This window comes from Enterobacter cloacae complex sp. P12RS (assembly GCF_014895875.1).
In the GTDB taxonomy this organism is placed as follows: Bacteria; Pseudomonadota; Gammaproteobacteria; order Enterobacterales; family Enterobacteriaceae; genus Enterobacter; species Enterobacter bugandensis.
On sequence record NZ_JADBQO010000035.1, the window covers coordinates 32,961 to 53,623 of the forward strand.

General features: G+C 56.4%; 16 protein-coding genes. 14 read left to right on the top strand and 2 right to left on the bottom strand.

What is annotated here, in order from left to right:
- The first annotated feature begins 8 nt into the window (after positions 1-8).
- From pxpB to nei, 4 genes are read left to right on the top strand one after another with little or no spacing between them, the layout of a single operon-like run.
- On the top strand, positions 9-665 hold the full coding sequence (pxpB, locus tag IM284_RS18485) for a 5-oxoprolinase subunit PxpB (RefSeq protein WP_047367744.1): 657 nt from the start codon (positions 9-11) through the stop codon (positions 663-665).
- Positions 659-1,591: a 5-oxoprolinase subunit PxpC gene (gene pxpC / locus IM284_RS18490; protein ID WP_047367745.1), complete on the top strand. Its 933-nt coding sequence runs from the start codon at positions 659-661 to the stop codon at positions 1,589-1,591. Before pxpB ends, pxpC begins: the two co-directional genes overlap by 7 nt.
- Positions 1,578-2,318, top strand: a complete 741-nt coding sequence (pxpA, locus tag IM284_RS18495) for a 5-oxoprolinase subunit PxpA (protein ID WP_047367775.1) — start codon at positions 1,578-1,580, stop codon at positions 2,316-2,318. Before pxpC ends, pxpA begins: the two co-directional genes overlap by 14 nt.
- Positions 2,319-2,336: 18 nt before the next feature.
- Positions 2,337-3,128 carry an endonuclease VIII gene (gene nei, locus IM284_RS18500; protein ID WP_047367746.1) on the top strand — a complete coding sequence of 264 codons (792 nt, stop codon included), beginning with the start codon at positions 2,337-2,339 and terminating at the stop codon, positions 3,126-3,128.
- A gap of 119 nt (positions 3,129-3,247) precedes the next feature.
- On the opposite strand, the gene IM284_RS18505 is transcribed toward nei, so the two are convergent.
- Complete coding sequence (locus tag IM284_RS18505; RefSeq protein ID WP_028012378.1) at positions 3,248-4,531, bottom strand: citrate synthase; 1,284 nt, start codon at positions 4,529-4,531, stop codon at positions 3,248-3,250.
- 638 nt (positions 4,532-5,169) lie between these two features.
- Here IM284_RS18505 and sdhC point away from each other — a divergent pair.
- From sdhC to sucD, 8 genes are all read left to right on the top strand, one after another.
- Positions 5,170-5,574, top strand: coding sequence for a succinate dehydrogenase cytochrome b556 subunit (sdhC, locus tag IM284_RS18510; RefSeq protein WP_026080740.1), 405 nt, complete (start codon positions 5,170-5,172; stop codon positions 5,572-5,574).
- Entirely contained in the window at positions 5,568-5,915 is a 348-nt protein-coding gene (gene sdhD, locus IM284_RS18515; RefSeq protein ID WP_003858621.1) for a succinate dehydrogenase membrane anchor subunit, read from the top strand. Before sdhC ends, sdhD begins: the two co-directional genes overlap by 7 nt.
- On the top strand, positions 5,915-7,681 hold the full coding sequence (gene sdhA / locus IM284_RS18520; protein ID WP_041910764.1) for a succinate dehydrogenase flavoprotein subunit: 1,767 nt from the start codon (positions 5,915-5,917) through the stop codon (positions 7,679-7,681). Before sdhD ends, sdhA begins: the two co-directional genes overlap by 1 nt.
- A 15-nt stretch (positions 7,682-7,696) precedes the next feature.
- Positions 7,697-8,413 (top strand): succinate dehydrogenase iron-sulfur subunit SdhB, encoded by a 717-nt coding sequence (sdhB, locus tag IM284_RS18525; protein WP_008501090.1) that lies wholly within the window; start codon positions 7,697-7,699, stop codon positions 8,411-8,413.
- Positions 8,414-8,636: 223 nt separating this feature from the next.
- On the top strand, positions 8,637-11,444 hold the full coding sequence (gene sucA, locus IM284_RS18530; protein WP_193055862.1) for a 2-oxoglutarate dehydrogenase E1 component: 2,808 nt from the start codon (positions 8,637-8,639) through the stop codon (positions 11,442-11,444).
- Between the two features lie 14 nt (positions 11,445-11,458).
- Entirely contained in the window at positions 11,459-12,679 is a 1,221-nt protein-coding gene (odhB, locus tag IM284_RS18535) for a 2-oxoglutarate dehydrogenase complex dihydrolipoyllysine-residue succinyltransferase (protein WP_047367747.1), read from the top strand.
- A 95-nt stretch (positions 12,680-12,774) separates the two neighbouring features.
- Entirely contained in the window at positions 12,775-13,941 is a 1,167-nt protein-coding gene (gene sucC, locus IM284_RS18540; RefSeq protein ID WP_006809579.1) for an ADP-forming succinate--CoA ligase subunit beta, read from the top strand.
- Positions 13,941-14,810: a succinate--CoA ligase subunit alpha gene (gene sucD / locus IM284_RS18545; protein WP_008501094.1), complete on the top strand. Its 870-nt coding sequence runs from the start codon at positions 13,941-13,943 to the stop codon at positions 14,808-14,810. Before sucC ends, sucD begins: the two co-directional genes overlap by 1 nt.
- 83 nt (positions 14,811-14,893) lie before the next feature.
- Here sucD and IM284_RS18550 read toward each other — a convergent pair whose 3' ends face one another.
- Complete coding sequence (locus tag IM284_RS18550) at positions 14,894-15,613, bottom strand: GntR family transcriptional regulator (protein WP_028012382.1); 720 nt, start codon at positions 15,611-15,613, stop codon at positions 14,894-14,896.
- Positions 15,614-15,784: 171 nt separating this feature from the next.
- Here IM284_RS18550 and mngA point away from each other — a divergent pair, with 171 nt between their 5' ends.
- Positions 15,785-17,701 (top strand): PTS 2-O-a-mannosyl-D-glycerate transporter subunit IIABC, encoded by a 1,917-nt coding sequence (gene mngA / locus IM284_RS18555; RefSeq protein WP_047367748.1) that lies wholly within the window; start codon positions 15,785-15,787, stop codon positions 17,699-17,701.
- Between the two features lie 24 nt (positions 17,702-17,725).
- Positions 17,726-20,356, top strand: a complete 2,631-nt coding sequence (gene mngB / locus IM284_RS18560) for a mannosylglycerate hydrolase (RefSeq protein ID WP_047367749.1) — start codon at positions 17,726-17,728, stop codon at positions 20,354-20,356.
- Positions 20,357-20,663 lie beyond the last annotated feature (307 nt).

Consider the following 20,663-nt stretch of genomic DNA (forward strand, 5'->3'; position numbering starts at 1 on the left):
GTAGTTAAGTGCAGCGAGCGCGTTGTTATCTTCTGGGTGAAACCGCGGTAGTTCTGGAGCTTGAGCCTCCCGTGACGCTTGCCACGCAAAAGCGTATCTGGCGCCTGGCTCAGCGGCTGCCCGAGCTACCCGGCGTGGTTGAAGCTATTCCGGGTATGAATAATATCACCGTGGTGCTACGCGATCCGCACACCGGGGCGCTGGATGCCATTGAGCGTCTGCAACGCTGGTGGGAGGAGAGCGAGGCGCTGGAGCCGGAATCGCGGGCGATTGAGATCCCGGTTGTCTATGGCGGCAAAGGTGGCCCTGACCTTGGCGTGGTGGCCGAACACTGTGGATTAACAGTAAAGCAGGTTGTGGAGCTGCACAGCTCGGTGGATTACGTCGTCTGGTTTCTGGGTTTTCAGCCGGGCTTTCCGTATCTGGGCGGATTATCTCCCCGGCTGCATACCCCGCGTCGGGCTGAGCCGCGCCTGAGCGTATCCGCAGGAACGGTGGCGATTGGCGGTGAACAAACCGGAATTTATCCGCTTACTTCACCGGGCGGCTGGCAGCTTATCGGGCACACCTCTATGCCACTATTTAAACCGGGGCAGGAGGCACCGATCCTCCTGCGTCCGGGTGATACTCTGCGCTTTATCCCGCAGAAGGAGGGGGTATGTTAACGCTTATTCGCGCGGGGCTTTATACCTCCGTTCAGGATGCCGGACGCTTTGGCATGCGCCAGTCCGGCGTGAGCTACTGCGGTGCGCTCGATCGTCCTTCGCTGGAGATTGCCAACCTGCTGGTAGGCAACGCGGGCAGCACGGCGGCGTTAGAAATTACGCTGGGTCAGTGCGTTATTGAATTTTGTGAGGAGACCTGGTTCGCCTTAACCGGCGCGGGCTGTGACGCGACGCTGGACGGCAAAGCGGTGTGGACCGGCTGGCGATTGCGGGCGAAAGCCGGGCAGCGTCTGACGCTTAATCGTCCTCTGCACGGCGTGCGCAGCTATCTTGCCGTGGCGGGGGGCATCGACGTGCCGGAGGTGTTGGGCTCATCTAGCACTGACCAGAAAGCGGGAATGGGCGGCCATGAGGGACGGCTGCTGCGCGACGGCGATCGTCTTGCGATTAAGCCATCAACGCGCCATTTCACCACCACGCAGGGCGTGAAGCAGCTGCTGTGGGGGAACGTGATCCGCGCCTTGCCGGGACCGGAATATCAGGAGTTTGATGAAGCCTCAAAAGAGTCTTTCTGGCGCTCGCCGTGGAAGATCAGCCCGCAGAGTAACCGTATGGGTTACCGGCTTCAGGGGCAGCCGCTGACCCGCACGACTGACCGGGAGCTGCTGTCCCACGGGCTGCTGCCGGGGGTGATTCAGGTGCCGGGCAACGGGCAGCCCATCGTACTGATGAACGACGCGCAAACCACCGGCGGCTATCCGCGTATTGCCTGCATTATCGAAGCGGATCGCTACCATCTGGCGCAAATCCCTCTCGGTCAGCCGATACATTTTGTGCAGTGTACGCTGGAGGAGGCGCTGAAGGCCCGGCAGGATCGGCAGCGCTATCTCGAACAGCTGGCGTGGAGGCTCGATGGTAAAGATTGATTTAAACGCCGATCTGGGGGAGGGCAGCAGCGCCGATGCGGAACTGATGACCCTGGTCTCCTCGGTCAACATCGCCTGCGGTTTTCACGCGGGCGATGCGCAAACCATGCTGGAGAGCGTGCGTAATGCCATTAAAAACGGCGTGGCGATTGGCGCTCACCCGAGCTTCCCGGACCGGGACAACTTTGGCCGTACGGCGATGGATCTGCCCCCTGAGACGGTCTACGCTCAGGTGCTCTACCAGATCGGCGCGCTGGAGGCGATAGTGCGCGCTGAGCATGGCGTGCTGCGTCACGTCAAACCGCACGGCATGCTCTATAACCAGGCAGCGAAAGATCCGGCGCTGGCGGAGGCGATTGCCCGCGCGGTGCGGGACTGCAATCCGCAGCTGATTCTGGTTGGCCTGGCGGGTAGCGAGCTTATTCGTGCCGGAGAACGGCTGGGGCTGACGACGCGGCAGGAAGTCTTTGCCGATCGGGGATACATGCCGGACGGCAGCCTGGTGCCGCGCACGCAGGCCGGTGCGCTGATTACTGACGAAAATAAAGCGCTGGCGCAGACGCTGGAGATGGTGCGCTTCGGGCGGGTGATCGCCGTGGATGGAATATCCGCAAATGTTCAGGCCGATACGGTGTGTTTACACGGCGACGGGGAGCATGCGCTCCAGTTTGCGCGACGCCTGCGGGCGGCGTTCTCTGAAGAGGGCATTCTCGTCAGCGCAGATTGATTATAAAAGGACAATGACATGCCTGAAGGTCCGGAGATCCGCCGCGCGGCGGATAGCCTGGAGGCGGCGATAAAGGGCAAACCCCTGACCGATGTCTGGTTTGCCTTTCCTCAACTTAAGCCGTTTGAAACAGAGCTGGTGGGACAGACGGTGACCCATATTGAAACGCGCGGCAAAGCGTTGCTCACGCATTTTTCCCATAACCTGACGTTATATAGCCATAACCAGCTCTACGGTGTGTGGTGCGTCGTCGATGCGGACGAGCAGCCGCAAACGACGCGCGTGCTGCGCGTCCGGTTACAAACGGCGGATAAGGCGATCTTGCTCTACAGCGCCTCTGATATCGAAATGTTAACGCCGGAGCAACTGCTGACGCATCCGTTCTTACAGCGCGTCGGGCCGGACGTGCTGGACATGCGCCTGACGGCGAGCGACGTGAAGGCCCGACTGTTATCGCCCAAATTCCGCAACCGCCAGTTTTCCGGATTGTTGCTCGATCAGGCTTTTCTTGCGGGATTAGGCAACTATCTGCGGGTGGAAATCCTTTGGCAAGTGGGGCTGGCGCCGCAGCGCAAGGCCTCTCAGCTTAGCGAGGAACAGCTGGACGCGCTGTCTCACGCGCTGCTGGATATTCCGCGGCTGTCGTACAACACGCGCGGCCTGGTGGATGAGAACAAACATCATGGGGCACTGTTCCGCTTTAAGGTATTCCATCGGGCGGGGAAAAAGTGCGAGCGTTGTGGTGGGTTGATTGAGAAGGCTACGATCTCTTCCAGACCGTTTTACTGGTGCCCTCGGTGCCAGATGTAAAAAAGCCGGGTGGCGGAGGTAAAAGCAAAACGGCAACGAAAGTTGCCGTTTTTAATGTTTTCACCCTCTCCCTGTGGGAGAGGGCCGGGGGGAGGGCATCAGGCCGCACCCAACGTTTTTTAGCGCTTCAGGTCAGACTTAAAATCACGCTGCTCGTAGCCGGTGTACAGCTGACGAGGACGGGCGATTTTCATGCCTTCGCTGTGCATTTCGTTCCAGTGCGCAATCCAGCCCACGGTACGCGCCATGGCGAAGATCACGGTGAACATGGAAGACGGAATGCCCATCGCTTTCAGAATAATGCCAGAGTAGAAATCGACGTTCGGGTAGAGTTTCTTCTCGATGAAGTACGGGTCGTTCAGCGCGATGTGTTCCAGCTCCATCGCCACTTCCAGCAGATCGTCTTTGGTGCCCAGCTCTTTCAGCACTTCATGGCAGGTCTCACGCATAACGGTTGCGCGCGGGTCGTAGTTTTTGTAAACACGGTGACCGAAGCCCATCAGGCGGAAGGAGTCATTCTTGTCTTTCGCGCGACGCACGAACTCTGGAATGTGCTCAACGGTGCTGATCTCTTCCAGCATCTTCAGCGCCGCTTCGTTCGCGCCGCCGTGCGCCGGTCCCCACAGGGAGGCGATGCCCGCAGCGATACAGGCGAACGGGTTCGCGCCTGAAGAGCCTGCGGTACGGACGGTAGAGGTAGAGGCGTTCTGCTCGTGGTCAGCGTGCAGGATCAGAATACGGTCCATCGCACGTTCCAGCACCGGATTCACTTCATACTCTTCGCACGGTGTGGAGAACATCATGCGCAGGAAGTTGCCGGCGTAGGAGAGGTCGTTACGTGGGTACACAAACGGCTGGCCGATGGAGTATTTGTAGCACATCGCCGCCATGGTCGGCATTTTGGACAGCAGGCGGAACGCCGCGATATCACGGTGACGCGGGTTATTCACGTCAAGTGAGTCGTGGTAGAACGCCGCCAGCGCACCGGTAATCCCGCACATCACCGCCATTGGGTGAGAGTCACGACGGAACGCATGGAACAGACGGGTAATCTGCTCATGGATCATGGTGTGACGGGTTACGGTGGTTTTGAATTCATCGTACTGCGCCTGCGTCGGCTTTTCGCCGTTCAGCAGGATGTAGCACACTTCCAGATAGTTGGATTCGGTGGCTAACTGATCGATGGGGAAGCCGCGATGGAGCAGGATACCTTCGTCACCGTCAATGTAGGTGATTTTGGATTCGCAAGATGCGGTAGAGGTAAATCCAGGGTCAAAGGTAAATACTCCTTTGGAACCCAGCGTACGGATATCAATAACATCCTGACCGAGCGTGCCTTTTAGCACATCCAGTTCAATAGCATCATCACCATTTAGGGTGAGTTTTGCCTTTGTATCAGCCATTTACGGTCTCCTTAGCGCCTTATGCTTAAGACTGCTTTTACCGGATTTGCCTTCAGCTGTTAATCACCGTTACCAGATTGTTATTTGGCTTACCGCTCAGCTCACGAGGAGTAACCAGGGTACAGAGCTATGGCGCCTTGCAGGTAAACGAATGAAATATCAGTGAAACAACAGCAAATCAGCGTTTTTGCAGTCCGAATTATTCAAACCTGTATATCACTAATAACTGTCCTGATAACTTCGGTCAATACCATCACACTGTTACATAACTATTTGTCAGGTGAAAGAGAGACCTCATAACTTTTGCGCATTATATGCCTTTTCTGATGACGTTTGTAACAATAATGTTTAACATTTGTCAAATCAGATGATTAAAAATTAAAAAGATGTTGTTATCGTGACCCTGATCACTGTTCCAGAGAAAACCCAACAAACTGTATGTAGGTTAATTGTAATGATTTTGTGAACGGCCTATACTGCCGCCAGGTCTCCGGAACACCCTGCAATCCCGAGCCACCCAGCGTTGTAACGTGTCGTTTTAGCATTTGGAAGCAATGTTTTGCATGACGCGCAGTTATAGAAAAGGAACGCTGCTTGACCCGCATCGCAGTCCGGAGGAAGGAAACAATAAGAACAGCATGTGGGCGTTATTCATGATAAGAAATGTGAAAAAACAAAGACCTGTCAATCTGGATCTCAAAACGATCCGGTTCCCCGTAACAGCAATAGCGTCCATTCTGCACCGTGTTTCTGGTGTGATTACGTTTGTGGCGGTCGGTATTTTGCTGTGGTTACTGGGCACCAGCCTCTCTTCCCCTGAAGGATTCCTCCAGGCCTCGGCCATCATGAATAGCTTCTTCGTGAAATTTATCATGTGGGGCATTCTCACCGCGCTGGCCTATCACGTTGTTGGCGGCGTACGCCACATGCTGATGGACTTTGGCTATCTGGAAGAGACGTTCGAGGCCGGGAAACGTACCGCGAACATTTCATTTGTGATCACTGTCGTGCTTTCACTTCTCGCAGGAGTTCTCGTATGGTAAGCAACGCCTCCGCATTAGGACGCAACGGCGTACATGACTTCATTCTGGTCCGCGCTACCGCCATCGTCCTCACGCTTTACATCATCTATATGATCGGTTTCTTCGCGACCAGCGGCACGCTGACGTGGGAAATCTGGAGTGGTTTCTTCGGATCGGCCTTCACCAAAGTGTTCACCCTTCTGGCCCTGTTCTCCATCCTTATCCATGCCTGGATCGGCATGTGGCAGGTGTTGACCGATTACGTTAAACCGCTGGCGATTCGCCTTCCGCTGCAACTGATTATTGTTGTTGCGCTGCTGGTTTACGTCATTTATGGATTTGTTGTGGTGTGGGGTGTGTAATGAAACTGCCAGTCAGAGAATTTGATGCTGTTGTGATTGGTGCGGGTGGCGCAGGTATGCGCGCCGCACTGCAAATTTCCCAGAGCGGCCAGACCTGTGCGCTGCTCTCTAAAGTGTTCCCGACCCGTTCCCACACTGTGTCCGCGCAGGGCGGTATTACCGTTGCGCTGGGTAACTCCCATGAAGATAACTGGGAATGGCACATGTACGACACGGTAAAAGGTTCCGACTATATCGGCGACCAGGATGCCATCGAATATATGTGTAAAACCGGCCCGGAAGCGATTCTGGAGCTGGATCACATGGGTCTGCCGTTCTCCCGTCTGGAAAACGGCACTATCTATCAGCGTCCGTTTGGTGGCCAGTCGAAAAACTTCGGCGGCGAGCAGGCGGCACGCACCGCGGCGGCGGCTGACCGTACCGGTCACGCACTGCTGCACACCCTGTATCAGCAGAACCTGAAAAACCACACCACCATCTTCTCCGAGTGGTATGCGCTGGATCTGGTGAAAAACGCCGATGGCGCAATTGTTGGCTGTACCGCGCTGTGCATCGAAACCGGTGAAGTGGTTTACTTCAAAGCCCGCGCGACCGTGCTGGCGACCGGCGGTGCAGGCCGTATTTACCAATCCACCACCAACGCCCACATCAACACCGGTGACGGTGTCGGTATGGCTATTCGCGCCGGCGTACCGGTGCAGGACATGGAGATGTGGCAGTTCCACCCAACCGGTATCGCCGGTGCGGGCGTGCTGGTCACCGAAGGCTGCCGCGGTGAAGGTGGCTACCTGCTGAACAAACACGGCGAGCGCTTCATGGAGCGTTATGCCCCGAATGCGAAAGACCTGGCGGGTCGTGACGTGGTGGCGCGTTCCATCATGATCGAAATCCGTGAAGGCCGCGGCTGCGATGGCCCATGGGGTCCACACGCGAAGCTGAAGCTCGACCATCTGGGTAAAGAAGTGCTGGAATCCCGTCTGCCGGGCATCCTGGAACTGTCCCGTACTTTCGCGCACGTCGATCCGGTGAAAGAGCCGATTCCGGTTATCCCAACCTGCCACTATATGATGGGCGGTATTCCGACCAAAGTGACCGGTCAGGCGCTGACCGTGAACGAGCAGGGCGAAGACGTGGTCATTCCTGGCCTGTTCGCGGTAGGCGAAATCGCCTGCGTATCCGTACACGGCGCCAACCGTCTGGGCGGCAACTCCCTGCTGGACCTGGTGGTATTTGGTCGTGCGGTGGGTCTGCATCTGCAGGAGTCCATTGCCGAGCAGGGCGCGCTGCGTGATGCAACCGACGACGAAATCGACGCCTCTCTTGAACGCCTCAACCGCTGGAACGGTAACCGTAATGGCGAAGATCCGGTGGAAATCCGTAAAGCGCTGCAGGAGTGCATGCAGCACAACTTCTCGGTATTCCGTGAAGGCGATGCGATGGCCAAAGGCCTTGAGCAGCTGAAGGCGATCCGCGAGCGTCTGAAAAATGCCCGTCTGGACGACACCTCCAGCGAGTTCAACACCCAGCGCGTTGAGTGCCTGGAGCTGGATAACCTGATGGAAACCGCATTCGCAACCGCGATGTCGGCAAACTTCCGTACCGAAAGCCGTGGCGCCCATAGCCGCTTCGACTTCCCGGATCGTGACGATGAAAACTGGCTGTGCCATTCCCTGTATCTGCCAGAGTCGGAAACCATGACGCGTCGTAACGTCAACATGGAACCGAAACTGCGTCCGGCGTTCCCGCCGAAGATTCGTACTTACTAATGCGGAGACAGGATAATGAAACTCGAATTCTCAGTTTATCGTTATAACCCGGATGTTGATGACGCTCCGCGCATGCAGGACTATACCCTCGAAGCGGAAGAAGGTCGTGACATGATGCTGCTGGATGCCTTAATCCAGCTGAAAGAAAAAGATCCTACGCTGTCGTTCCGCCGCTCCTGCCGTGAAGGGGTATGTGGCTCTGACGGTGTGAACATGAACGGCAAAAACGGCCTGGCCTGTATCACGCCAATTTCAGCGCTGCAGCGTCCTGGTCAGAAAATTGTTATCCGTCCTCTGCCAGGCCTGCCGGTCGTGCGTGATTTGGTGGTAGACATGGGGCAATTCTATGCACAATATGAGAAGATTAAGCCTTACTTATTGAATAATGGGCAAAATCCACCCGCTCGCGAGCACTTACAGTCTCCTGAGCAGCGTGAAAAACTCGATGGTCTGTACGAGTGTATTCTCTGCGCATGCTGTTCAACGTCCTGCCCGTCGTTCTGGTGGAACCCGGACAAGTTTATCGGCCCTGCGGGTCTGCTGGCTGCCTATCGCTTCCTGATCGACAGCCGCGACACCGAAACCGACAGCCGTCTGGAAGGATTAAGTGACGCTTTCAGCGTATTCCGCTGCCATAGCATCATGAACTGCGTCAGTGTGTGTCCGAAGGGGCTGAACCCGACGCGCGCCATCGGCCATATTAAGTCGATGCTGCTGCAGCGCAGTGCGTAAGTAGTGAGAGGGGAGCGCTGTTCCCCTCACCCTAACCCTCTCCCAAAGGGAGAGGGAATAAATTGCAGAAACCTTTAAAAACTGCCCTGAAGTCTAGACAGTTTCTAAAGGTTCCTTCGCGGGCCAAATGAAAAGAGCTCGCAGGTGAACCCCGGCACGTACACGCGGTGTGCGTGGTAGTTTCTACGGCGAAAGTAAGCATAAAAATGCTTAAGGGATCACGATGCAGAACGGCGCAATGAAAGCCTGGCTGGACTCTTCTTACCTCTCTGGTGCCAACCAGAGCTGGATAGAACAGCTCTATGAAGACTTCTTAACCGATCCTGACTCAGTGGACGCAAACTGGCGTTCCATGTTCCAGCAGTTGCCTGGTACAGGGGTCAAACCGGATCAATTCCATTCCAAAACACGTGATTATTTCCGTCGTCTGGCGAAGGATGCCTCACGTTACTCTTCTGCGATTTCCGACCCTGACACCAATGCGAAGCAGGTTAAAGTCCTGCAGCTTATCAACGCTTATCGCTTCCGCGGTCACCAGCATGCGAATCTCGATCCGCTGGGACTGTGGCAGCAGGAACGTGTGGCCGATCTCGATCCGGCGTATCACGATCTGACCGAGGCCGATTTCCAGGAAAGCTTTAACGTAGGTTCCTTTGCCATCGGCAAAGACACGATGAAGCTGGGCGATCTGATTGACGCGCTCAAGCAAACCTACTGCGGCTCCATCGGCGCGGAATATATGCACATTACCTCTACTGAAGAGAAACGCTGGATCCAGCAGCGCATCGAATCCGTAGCGGGCCACGCGACCTTCTCGGCCGACGAGAAGAAACGCTTCCTCAGCGAACTGACCGCAGCGGAAGGGCTTGAGCGCTATCTGGGCGCGAAGTTCCCGGGCGCAAAACGCTTCTCGCTGGAAGGCGGCGACGCGCTGGTGCCGATGCTGAAAGAGCTGATTCGCCACGCAGGCAAGAGCGGCACCCGTGAAGTGGTGCTCGGCATGGCGCACCGTGGTCGTCTGAACGTGCTGGTCAACGTGCTGGGTAAAAAACCGCAGGACCTGTTCGACGAATTCGCGGGCAAACATAAAGAACACCTCGGCACCGGCGACGTGAAGTACCACATGGGCTTCTCGTCAGATATCGAAACCGAAGGCGGTCTGGTTCACCTGGCGCTGGCGTTCAACCCGTCACACCTGGAAATCGTCAGCCCGGTGGTTATCGGTTCCGTGCGCGCGCGTCTGGATCGTCTGGACGAGCCGAGCAGCAATAAAGTGCTGCCAATCACCATTCACGGTGATGCGGCGGTCACAGGGCAGGGCGTGGTTCAGGAAACCCTGAACATGTCGAAAGCGCGTGGTTATGAAGTGGGCGGTACCGTTCGCATCGTGATCAACAACCAGGTGGGCTTCACCACCTCTAACCCGCTGGATGCCCGTTCTACTCCATATTGCACCGACATCGGTAAGATGGTACAGGCGCCAATCTTCCACGTTAACGCGGATGACCCGGAAGCCGTTGCGTTCGTTACCCGTCTGGCGCTGGACTTCCGTAATACCTTTAAGCGCGATGTGTTCATTGACCTCTTCTGCTACCGCCGTCACGGCCACAACGAAGCGGATGAGCCAAGTGCAACCCAGCCGCTGATGTACCAGAAAATCAAAAAACACCCGACCCCGCGCAAAATCTATGCTGACAAGCTGGAAAGCGACAAGGTGGCGACGCTGGAAGATGCGACCGAAATGGTCAACCTCTACCGCGACGCGCTGGACGCGGGTGAATGCGTGGTGAAAGAGCTGCGTCCGATGAACATGCACTCCTTTACCTGGTCGCCGTACCTCAACCACGAGTGGGATGAGAGCTACCCGAACAAGGTTGAGATGAAGCGCCTGCAGGAGCTGGCTAAACGCATCAGCACCGTGCCGGACGCTATCGAGATGCAGTCTCGCGTGGCGAAAATCTACGCCGACCGTCAGTCCATGGCGGCAGGCGAGAAGCTGTTCGACTGGGGCGGGGCGGAAACGCTGGCCTACGCAACGCTGGTTGACGAAGGCATTCCTGTTCGTCTGTCCGGTGAAGATGCGGGCCGTGGGACCTTCTTCCACCGTCACGCAGTGGTTCACAACCAGTCTAACGGTTCAACCTACACTCCGCTGCAGCACGTGCATAACGGTCAGGGCCAGTTCAAGGTCTGGGACTCCGTGCTGTCTGAAGAAGCGGTCCTGGCATTCGAATACGGCTACGCCACGGCGGAACCGCGCACCCTGACCATCTGGGAAGCGCAGTTCGGCGACTTCGCCAACGGTGCGCAGGTCGTTATCGACCAGTTCATCTCCTCCGGCGAGCAGAAGTGGGGCCGCATGTGTGGCCTGGTGATGCTCCTGCCGCACGGTTATGAAGGTCAGGGTCCGGAGCACTCCTCCGCGCGTCTGGAACGTTATCTGCAACTCTGCGCCGAGCAGAACATGCAGGTCTGCGTGCCGTCCACCCCGGCGCAGGTCTACCACATGCTGCGTCGTCAGGCGCTGCGCGGTATGCGCCGTCCGCTGGTGGTGATGTCGCCGAAATCCCTGCTGCGTCATCCGCTGGCGGTCTCCAGCCTGGAAGAACTGGCGAACGGTACCTTCCTGCCGGCCATCGGTGAAATTGACGAGCTGGATCCGCAGGCCGTGAAGCGTGTGGTGATGTGTTCTGGTAAGGTTTATTACGACCTGCTGGAACAGCGCCGTAAGAACGATCAGAAAGATGTCGCCATCGTGCGTATCGAACAGCTTTATCCGTTCCCGCATCAGGCGATGCAGGAAGTGCTGAAACAGTACGCTCACGTACATGATTTTGTCTGGTGCCAGGAAGAGCCGCTCAACCAGGGCGCATGGTACTGCAGCCAGCATCATTTCCGTGAAGTGATTCCATTTGGGTCAGCCCTGCGCTATGCAGGTCGCCCGGCCTCCGCCTCTCCGGCGGTAGGGTATATGTCCGTTCACCAGAAGCAGCAACATGATCTGGTCAATGACGCGCTGAACGTCGATTAATTAAAGGATACATAATGAGTAGCGTAGATATTCTTGTTCCCGACCTGCCTGAATCCGTAGCAGATGCGACCGTCGCTACCTGGCACAAAAAACCAGGCGATGCCGTTAAGCGCGATGAAGTGCTGGTAGAAATCGAAACTGACAAAGTGGTACTGGAAGTACCGGCTTCGGCGGATGGCGTTCTGGACGCGGTGCTGGAAGATGAAGGCACCACCGTCACCTCTCGTCAGATCCTGGGGCGCCTGCGTGAAGGCAACAGCGCGGGCAAAGAGTCCAGCGCGAAGTCTGAAGAGAAAGCTTCTACGCCGGCTCAGCGCCAGCAGGCTTCTCTGGAAGAACAGTCTAACGACGCCCTCAGCCCGGCGATCCGTCGCCTGCTGGCTGAACACAGCCTTGACCCGGCAGCCATCAAAGGCACTGGTGTGGGCGGTCGTCTGACCCGCGAAGACATCGACAAGCACCTGGCGAAAGCGCCTGCTCAGGCGGAAGCGAAAGCCCCTGTGGCCGCGCCGGCAGCTCAGCCTGCTCTGGGTGCCCGCAGCGAAAAACGCGTACCGATGACGCGCCTGCGTAAGCGCGTGGCCGAGCGTCTGCTGGAAGCGAAAAACTCCACCGCGATGCTGACCACCTTCAACGAAGTGAACATGAAGCCAATCATGGATCTGCGTAAGCAGTACGGTGACGCGTTTGAAAAACGTCACGGTATCCGTCTGGGCTTCATGTCCTTCTACGTGAAGGCGGTGGTTGAAGCGCTGAAACGCTACCCGGAAGTGAACGCGTCTATCGATGGCGATGACGTGGTTTACCACAACTACTTCGACGTCAGCATGGCGGTTTCTACCCCACGCGGCCTGGTGACCCCGGTTCTGCGTGATGTGGATACCCTGGGTATGGCTGACATCGAGAAGAAAATCAAAGAGCTGGCCGTGAAAGGCCGCGACGGCAAGCTGACCGTAGACGACCTGACCGGCGGTAACTTCACCATTACCAACGGCGGCGTATTCGGCTCGCTGATGTCTACCCCGATCATTAACCCGCCGCAGAGCGCGATCCTGGGTATGCATGCCATTAAAGATCGCCCGATGGCAGTTGACGGTAAAGTTGAGATCCTGCCGATGATGTACCTGGCGCTCTCTTACGACCACCGCCTGATCGACGGCCGCGAGTCCGTGGGCTTCCTGGTAGCCATTAAAGAGCTGCTGGAAGATCCAACGCGTCTGCTGCTGGACGTCTAGTAACGATTTAGCATCACCTGCCCCGTGGACCGGCACACGCTGCGCCGGTCTACAGGTTTGAAGATAACGATTACCCTGAAGGATGGATAGAACACATGAACTTACATGAATATCAGGCCAAACAGCTGTTTGCCCGGTATGGCTTACCGGCTCCGGTGGGTTATGCCTGTACTACCCCGCGTGAAGCAGAAGAAGCCGCATCTAAAATCGGTTCCGGCCCATGGGTAGTTAAATGTCAGGTTCACGCTGGTGGCCGTGGTAAAGCGGGCGGTGTGAAGGTTGTTAAGAGCAAAGAAGAGATTCGTGCGTTTGCTGAACATTGGCTCGGCAAGCGTCTGGTGACCTACCAGACAGATGCGAACGGCCAGCCGGTTAACCAGATCCTGGTCGAAGCGGCGACCGACATCGCGAAAGAGCTGTACCTGGGCGCGGTGGTTGACCGTAGCTCCCGTCGCGTGGTGTTCATGGCGTCTACCGAAGGCGGCGTGGAAATTGAAAAAGTGGCGGAAGAGACCCCACACCTGATCCACAAAGTGGCTATCGATCCGCTGGCGGGCCCAATGCCTTATCAGGGTCGCGAGCTGGCGTTCAAGCTGGGTCTGGAAGGCAAACTGGTTCAGCAGTTCACCAAGATCTTCATGGGCCTGGCGACTATCTTCCTTGAGCGCGATCTGGCGCTGATCGAGATCAACCCGCTGGTGATCACCACCCAGGGCGACCTGATCTGCCTCGACGGCAAGCTGGGCGCTGACGGCAACGCGCTGTTCCGCCAGCCGGATCTGCGCGAAATGCGCGACCAGTCTCAGGAAGATCCGCGTGAAGCACAGGCTGCTCAGTGGGAGCTGAACTACGTGGCGCTGGATGGCAACATCGGCTGCATGGTTAACGGTGCGGGCCTGGCGATGGGCACCATGGACATCGTTAAGCTGCACGGCGGTGAGCCGGCAAACTTCCTCGACGTGGGCGGTGGCGCAACCAAAGAGCGCGTAACCGAAGCGTTCAAAATCATCCTCTCTGACGACAACGTTAAAGCGGTACTGGTTAACATCTTCGGCGGCATCGTCCGTTGCGACCTGATTGCTGACGGCATCATCGGTGCGGTAGAAGAAGTGGGTGTTAACGTTCCGGTGGTTGTGCGTCTGGAAGGTAACAACGCTGAACTCGGCGCGAAAAAACTGGCTGACAGCGGCCTGAATATTATTGCAGCGAAAAGTCTGACGGATGCAGCTCAGCAGGTTGTTGCCGCAGTGGAGGGGAAATAATGTCAGTTTTAATTAATAAAGATACCAAGGTTATCTGCCAGGGCTTCACCGGTAGCCAGGGGACTTTCCACTCCGAACAGGCGATTGCCTACGGCACGCAGATGGTTGGCGGCGTAACGCCAGGTAAAGGCGGCACCACGCACCTGGGCCTGCCGGTGTTCAACACCGTGCGTGAAGCGGTAGAAGCGACGGGCGCAACCGCGACCGTGATCTACGTTCCGGCACCGTTCTGCAAAGACTCCATTCTGGAAGCGATCGACGCAGGCATCAAGCTGATCATCACCATCACCGAAGGCATCCCGACCCTGGATATGCTGACCGTGAAGGTGAAGCTGGACGAAGCAGGCGTGCGCATGATCGGCCCGAACTGCCCAGGCGTGATCACTCCGGGCGAATGCAAAATCGGCATCATGCCTGGCCACATTCACAAGCCGGGCAAAGTGGGCATCGTTTCCCGTTCCGGTACCCTGACCTATGAAGCGGTTAAGCAGACCACCGACTACGGCTTCGGCCAGTCCACCTGCGTGGGCATCGGCGGTGACCCAATCCCGGGATCTAACTTCATCGACATCCTGAAGCTGTTCCAGGAAGATCCGCAGACCGAAGCGATCGTGATGATCGGTGAGATCGGCGGTAGCGCGGAAGAAGAAGCGGCTGCTTACATCAAAGAACACGTGACCAAGCCAGTCGTGGGCTACATCGCGGGCGTGACCGCGCCGAAAGGCAAGCGTATGGGTCACGCGGGCGCGATCATCGCCGGTGGTAAAGGTACGGCTGATGAGAAGTTTGCCGCGCTGGAAGCCGCAGGCGTGAAGACCGTTCGCAGCCTGGCGGATATCGGCGAAGCACTGAAATCCATCATTAAGTAAGTCCTCTCTGCTCCCCGAACGGGGAGCGATGAAGTATAAAAATGTCCGTTTCGACATGGTTGGCCGCTGTAAAGCGGCCTTTTTTATTGCCTGCGTCTGGCGACAAGAGTGAACTTGTAGTCGTCGGTATTGAACACGTTGCGGCTGTATTCAAACACCCGTCCGTCTTTCAGGAACCCACGGGAGACTTTTTCCAGGATCGGCTTTGCCGGATCGAGCGACAGCGCGGCGATCGCCTCCTCTGACGGCATGATCGGCATCAGCTCCTGCTCGCTGCGATCGATAACCAGCTTTTTGATCTGCTCAACGTAGTGATATTTCGAATTCTCCATCACTTCCCAGGTGAGGTCGGGAAACATGGCCAGCGGCATCCATGTCTCCTCCAGGTTCACCGGCTTCTGCTTGATGAAACGCACGCGCTTAACGTGCCAGACCTTATCTTCCACGCCAACCGCTAATGTTGCCGCCAGCCGCGCATCGGCTTTCACCACTTCAAAGATTTTGACATCACTGTGCGTATCGACATGACGATCCGCCAGCTTTTCGTAAAAGCCGGTGAGCTGATAAATATCGTAATTAACGCGCTCCTCTTTTTTTACATAAGAGCCGCTGCCCTGAATACTTTCGATGATCTGCTCATCGGCGAGCAGTTTCAGGGCCTGCCGCACGGTGACGCGGCTGACGCGAAACGCCTCCTGAAGACTGGACTCCGTCGGCAGCGCGTCTCCGGGTTTTAATTCCCCGGCGTTGATTTTCTCGCGGAACGCATCGGCTATCTGCCGGTACATCGGTTTGTTGCCCATTTTATCGCGCCTGCTTAATACCTTTTCAGGGAATTATGCATTCAACTGATGATTTGTAAATAAGACAATTAAAATACAAATTTGGCTTTTAGTGAAAGTGATCACATAAATGTATTATCAGGTCTGCCAGAATCCTCCCCAGACAATAACTCTGTATAGGTGAGGATCTTTATGAACCTGACGACTCTGACCGATCCGCGTGCTGTTTGCGTTCAGGCGCAGTTTACCCGCCGGGATGAGGCAATCCGTCAGCTTACGGCGCGGCTGGTGGCGCTGGGCAAAATCGCTGATGCCGATGCGTTTCTGGAGGAGGTGTTTCATCGGGAATCGCTTGGGCCGACCGCGCTGGGTGAAGGACTGGCCGTTCCTCACGGTAAATCAGCCGTCGTGAAGGAGGCGGCTTTTGCCGTGGCAACTCTGCGAGAACCGCTTGCATGGGAAGGCGTGGACGGGCCGGAAGAGGTTGAGCTGGTTTTTCTGCTCGCCATTCCGCCAGCAGAAGCGGGTTCGACCCATATTCAGGTGCTGACGGAGCTGACGTCTCGCCTGGCGGATGACGATCTCAGGGCGCGCGTGATGGCTGCTACCACGGCGGAAGACGTGCTTGCTGCGCTTGAAGCTGCCCCTGACACGGAAGAGGCAGCCGTCGCGCTGAATGCCCCGACAATCGTCTGCGTGACCGCCTGTCCGGCCGGGATCGCGCATACCTATATGGCCGCAGAGTACCTGGAAAAAGCGGGACGCAAGCTTGGCGTCAACGTGGTGGTCGAAAAGCAGGGGGCGAACGGCATTGAGGGGCGCATCACCGCGCAGCAGCTTCGTGAGGCCAAAGCATGCATTTTTGCCGCAGAAGTGGCGATCAAAGAGAGCGAGCGTTTTCAGGGGATCCCCGCTATCTCCGTGCCCGTCGCGGAGCCTCTGCGCCATGCTGATGCGCTGATTGAGCGCGCGCTGGCGCTGCAGCCTGCATCCGATGCGCGTCCTGCGCATGTCGATACCGAAACGAAAAAGAGCGTTAAAACTGAACTCAAGCAGGCACTTCTCAGCGGTATCTCTTTTGCGGTGCCGCTGATCGTCGCTGGTGGTACGGTGCTGGCCGTGTCGGTACTGCTGGCGCAAATACTGGGCCTGCAGCACCTGTTTGACCAGGAAAACTCGTGGCTGTGGATGTACCGCAAGCTTGGCGGCGGCATGCTCGGCATTTTGATGGTGCCTGTCCTGTCGGCCTACACCGCCTACTCGCTGGCGGATAAACCCGCGCTGACGCCGGGCTTTGCGGCCGGTCTTGCTGCCAATATGATCGGCTCCGGTTTTCTGGGCGCTATCGTCGGTGGGCTGATCGCGGGCTATCTGATGCGCTGGGTGAAAAACCACATCCGGCTCAGTAGCCGCTACAACGGCTTTCTGACCTTTTATCTCTATCCGGTAATTGGCGTGCTGGGCGCGGGCAGCCTGATGCTGTTTGTGATTGGCGAACCGGTGGCCTGGCTCAATAACACGCTCACCGTCTGGCTTAACGGTCTCTCCGGCGCGAATGCGCTGCTTCTGGGGGCAATCCTCGGGTTTATGTGCTCATTCGACTTGGGTGGCCCGGTCAACAAAGCCTCTTACGCGTTTTGCCTGGGGGCGATGGCGAACGGCGTTTATGGTCCTTACGCAATCTTTGCCTCCGTCAAAATGGTCTCAGCCTTCACCGTGACAGCGTCGACGATGCTGGCGCCGAAGCTGTTTAAACCGTTTGAAATTGAAACCGGTAAATCAACGTGGCTGCTCGGCCTGGCGGGCATTACCGAAGGGGCGATCCCGATGGCGATTGAAGATCCGCTTCGCGTCATTGGCTCATTTGTGCTCGGCTCCATGGTAACAGGCGCGGCTGTCGGTGCGATGGGGATCGGGTTGTCTACCCCGGGGGCCGGGATTTTCTCTCTCTTTTTACTTCACGATGCCGGGTTGGGCGGTGTGGTTGCGGCGGCGGGCTGGTTTGGCGCGGCGCTGGCGGGGACCGCTGTCTCCACGTTTGTTCTGCTGCTCTGGCGACGTCAGGCGGTAAAAAAGGGCAAGTACCTCACAGAAGACGCCATACCGTAAAAACTCACAAAACAGGAAACGAAGATGAAAGCTGTATCTCGCGTTCATATCACGCCGCATATGCACTGGGACCGTGAGTGGTACTTCACCACTGAAGAGTCGCGCATTCTTCTGGTCAATAATATGGAAGAGATCCTGACCCGCCTGGAGCAGGACGACGAGTATAAATATTACGTCCTTGATGGCCAGACGGCGGTGCTGGAAGATTATTTTGCCGTCGTGCCCGAAAACCGCGCGCGGGTAAAGGCGCTTGTGGAGCGCGGAAAACTGATTATCGGCCCCTGGTATACCCAGACCGATACCACGATTGTCAGCGGCGAGTCGATTGTCCGCAACCTGATGTACGGCATCCGGGACTGTATGGCGTTCGGCGAGCCGATGAAGATCGGCTATCTGCCGGATTCGTTTGGTATGTCCGGCCAGCTTCCGCATATCTATAACGGATTTGGCATTACCCGGACGATGTTCTGGCGCGGCTGCTCGGAACGACACGGGACCGATAAAACCGAATTTCTCTGGCAGAGCCAGGACGGCAGTGAAGTCACGGCACAGGTGCTGCCGCTGGGCTACGCGATTGGTAAGTACTTACCGGAGGACGAAGCCGGGCTGCGAAAACGGCTCGACAGCTATTTCGACGTTCTGGAAAAGGCCTCTGTCACCAAAGAGATTTTGCTGCCCAACGGTCACGATCAGATGCCGCTGCAGCAGAACATTTTCTCCGTGATGGATAAGCTGCGTGAAATCTATCCGCAGCGTCAATTTGTAATGAGCCGCTTTGAAGAGGTGTTTGACCACATTGAGGCACGCCGCGATGAACTGGCGACCCTGAAAGGGGAGTTTATCGACGGGAAATACATGCGCGTGCACCGGACAATCGGCTCCACGCGCATGGATATCAAAATTGCCCATGCGCGTATTGAGAACAAAATTGTCAACATCCTCGAACCGCTGGCGACGCTTGCATGGACGCTGGGCTTCGATTATCACCACGGCCTGCTGGAGAAGATGTGGAAAGAGATTCTTAAAAACCACGCTCACGACAGCATCGGCTGCTGCTGCAGCGACAAGGTGCATCGTGAGATTGTCTCTCGTTTTGAACTGGCTGAAGACATGGCAGATAACCTGGTGCGTTTCTATATGCGCAAGATTGTCGACAACATGCCGCAAAGCGACGCCGACAAACTGGTGATGTTCAACCTGATGCCCTGGCCGCGTGAAGAGGTGATGAACACCACGATTCGACTGCGCGCCAGCCAGTTCCGTCTGTTGGATGATAAAGGCAACGAGATCCCGTATTTCATTCGCAGCGCGCGCGAGCTGGACCCTGGTCTCATTGACCGGCAAATTGTCCATTACGGTAATTATGAGCCGTTTATGGAGTTTGATATTCAGCTCAGCCAGATACTGCCGTCGATGGGCTACCGTACGCTGTTTATCGAGCCAAACGTGGCCGGGAAGGTGATCTCTCCGGTGATAAACACCGAATCCTTGCTCGAAAACGCCTTCTGGCAGATTGATTTAAATAACGACGGTACGCTGCGCCTGCGCGACAAAGAAACCGGGCTGATTTATGACCGGGTGCTGGAAATCGAAGAGAGTTCGGATGATGGCGATGAGTACGACTACTCGCCTTCGCGGGAAGAGTGGAGACTCACTTCAGCGCAGGGCGAGCATCAGGTCGAGGTTATACACGAAGGCTGGCAGAGCAGGGCGGTGATTCGCCATCAGATCGCGGTACCGGCTAATCTGGCCGAACGCGCGGCGCGTCAGCGAAGCGGGTCTCTCGGCGCTGAGGTTGAAATCACGCTTAGCCACCACAGCAGACGTATTGATGTGGCGGTGCGTCTGGATAATCAGGCTGACGACCACCGCGTCCGCGTGCTGATCCCTACGCCGTTTATGACAGAGGACGTGTTAGCGGATACCCAGTTTGGCACCCTCACTCGTCCGGTGCAGGACGCGGCGATGGAAAACTGGCAGGAGGAGGGGTGGAAAGAAGCGCCGGTTCCCGTCTGGAATTTACTCAACTATGCCGTCCTGCAGGAAAAACGAAACGGGCTTGCGCTGTTCACCGAAGGACTACGCGAGTTTGAAGTAGTAGGCGAGGATAAAAAAGCCTTTGCCCTGACCCTGCTGCGCGGCGTGGGGTTACTCGGCAAAGAAGATTTGCTGTTGCGCCCCGGTAGGCCTTCAGGAATCAAAATGCCTGTTCCTGACTCCCAGGTGCGCGGTTCGTTAAGCTGTCGCTTTAGCCTCTTCAGCTTCAGTGGAACGCCGGAAAACGCGGGCGTCGCGCAGCAGGCTAAATCGTGGTTAACGCCGGTGCAGTGCTATAACAAAATTCCCTGGGACGCGATGAAGCTCAATCGCTCGTCGTTTACCACGCCGGAAAGTTACAGCCTGCTGGCGCTTTCGCCCACGGGATGCGTGCTCAGTACGCTCAAAAAGGCTGAAGATCGAGACGAGCTCATTCTTCGTCTGTTTAACCCTTCCGAATCCAGCGCATGTGACGCGACGTTATCCGTGGATCCGACCGTGAAACGGTGCTGCGAAACGGACATGAATGAACGGATAATAGACAATCGTGAAGAAGAGGGCATCGTCGGGGCGTTCAGACCGGGACAGTCACGAACCTTCAGCATTCTTCTTGCCTGAAAACCGCTGACACGATCAAAAGGCCGCAGAGTTTGCGGCCTTTTTTCATTAGATAGTCACGCTTCGGTGTTAACTTCCGGGATAATAAAAGTAAATCAAATGTAATTTCTAAGAGTTGCAAAAACAGAATGGAAAAATAAACTGGCCCAGCTACGCTTATTGTTTGTCCCGCTTCGACAGGGCATTTTTCTCTCGCGTTAATTAAAATCACTTCTGTTTATATTTTTTTTGGTCTTCGATAACCAATCGCATCTTTGCATGCACATATCATTAACATGGTTTTTACCATTCTCACCGCAGCTAAACA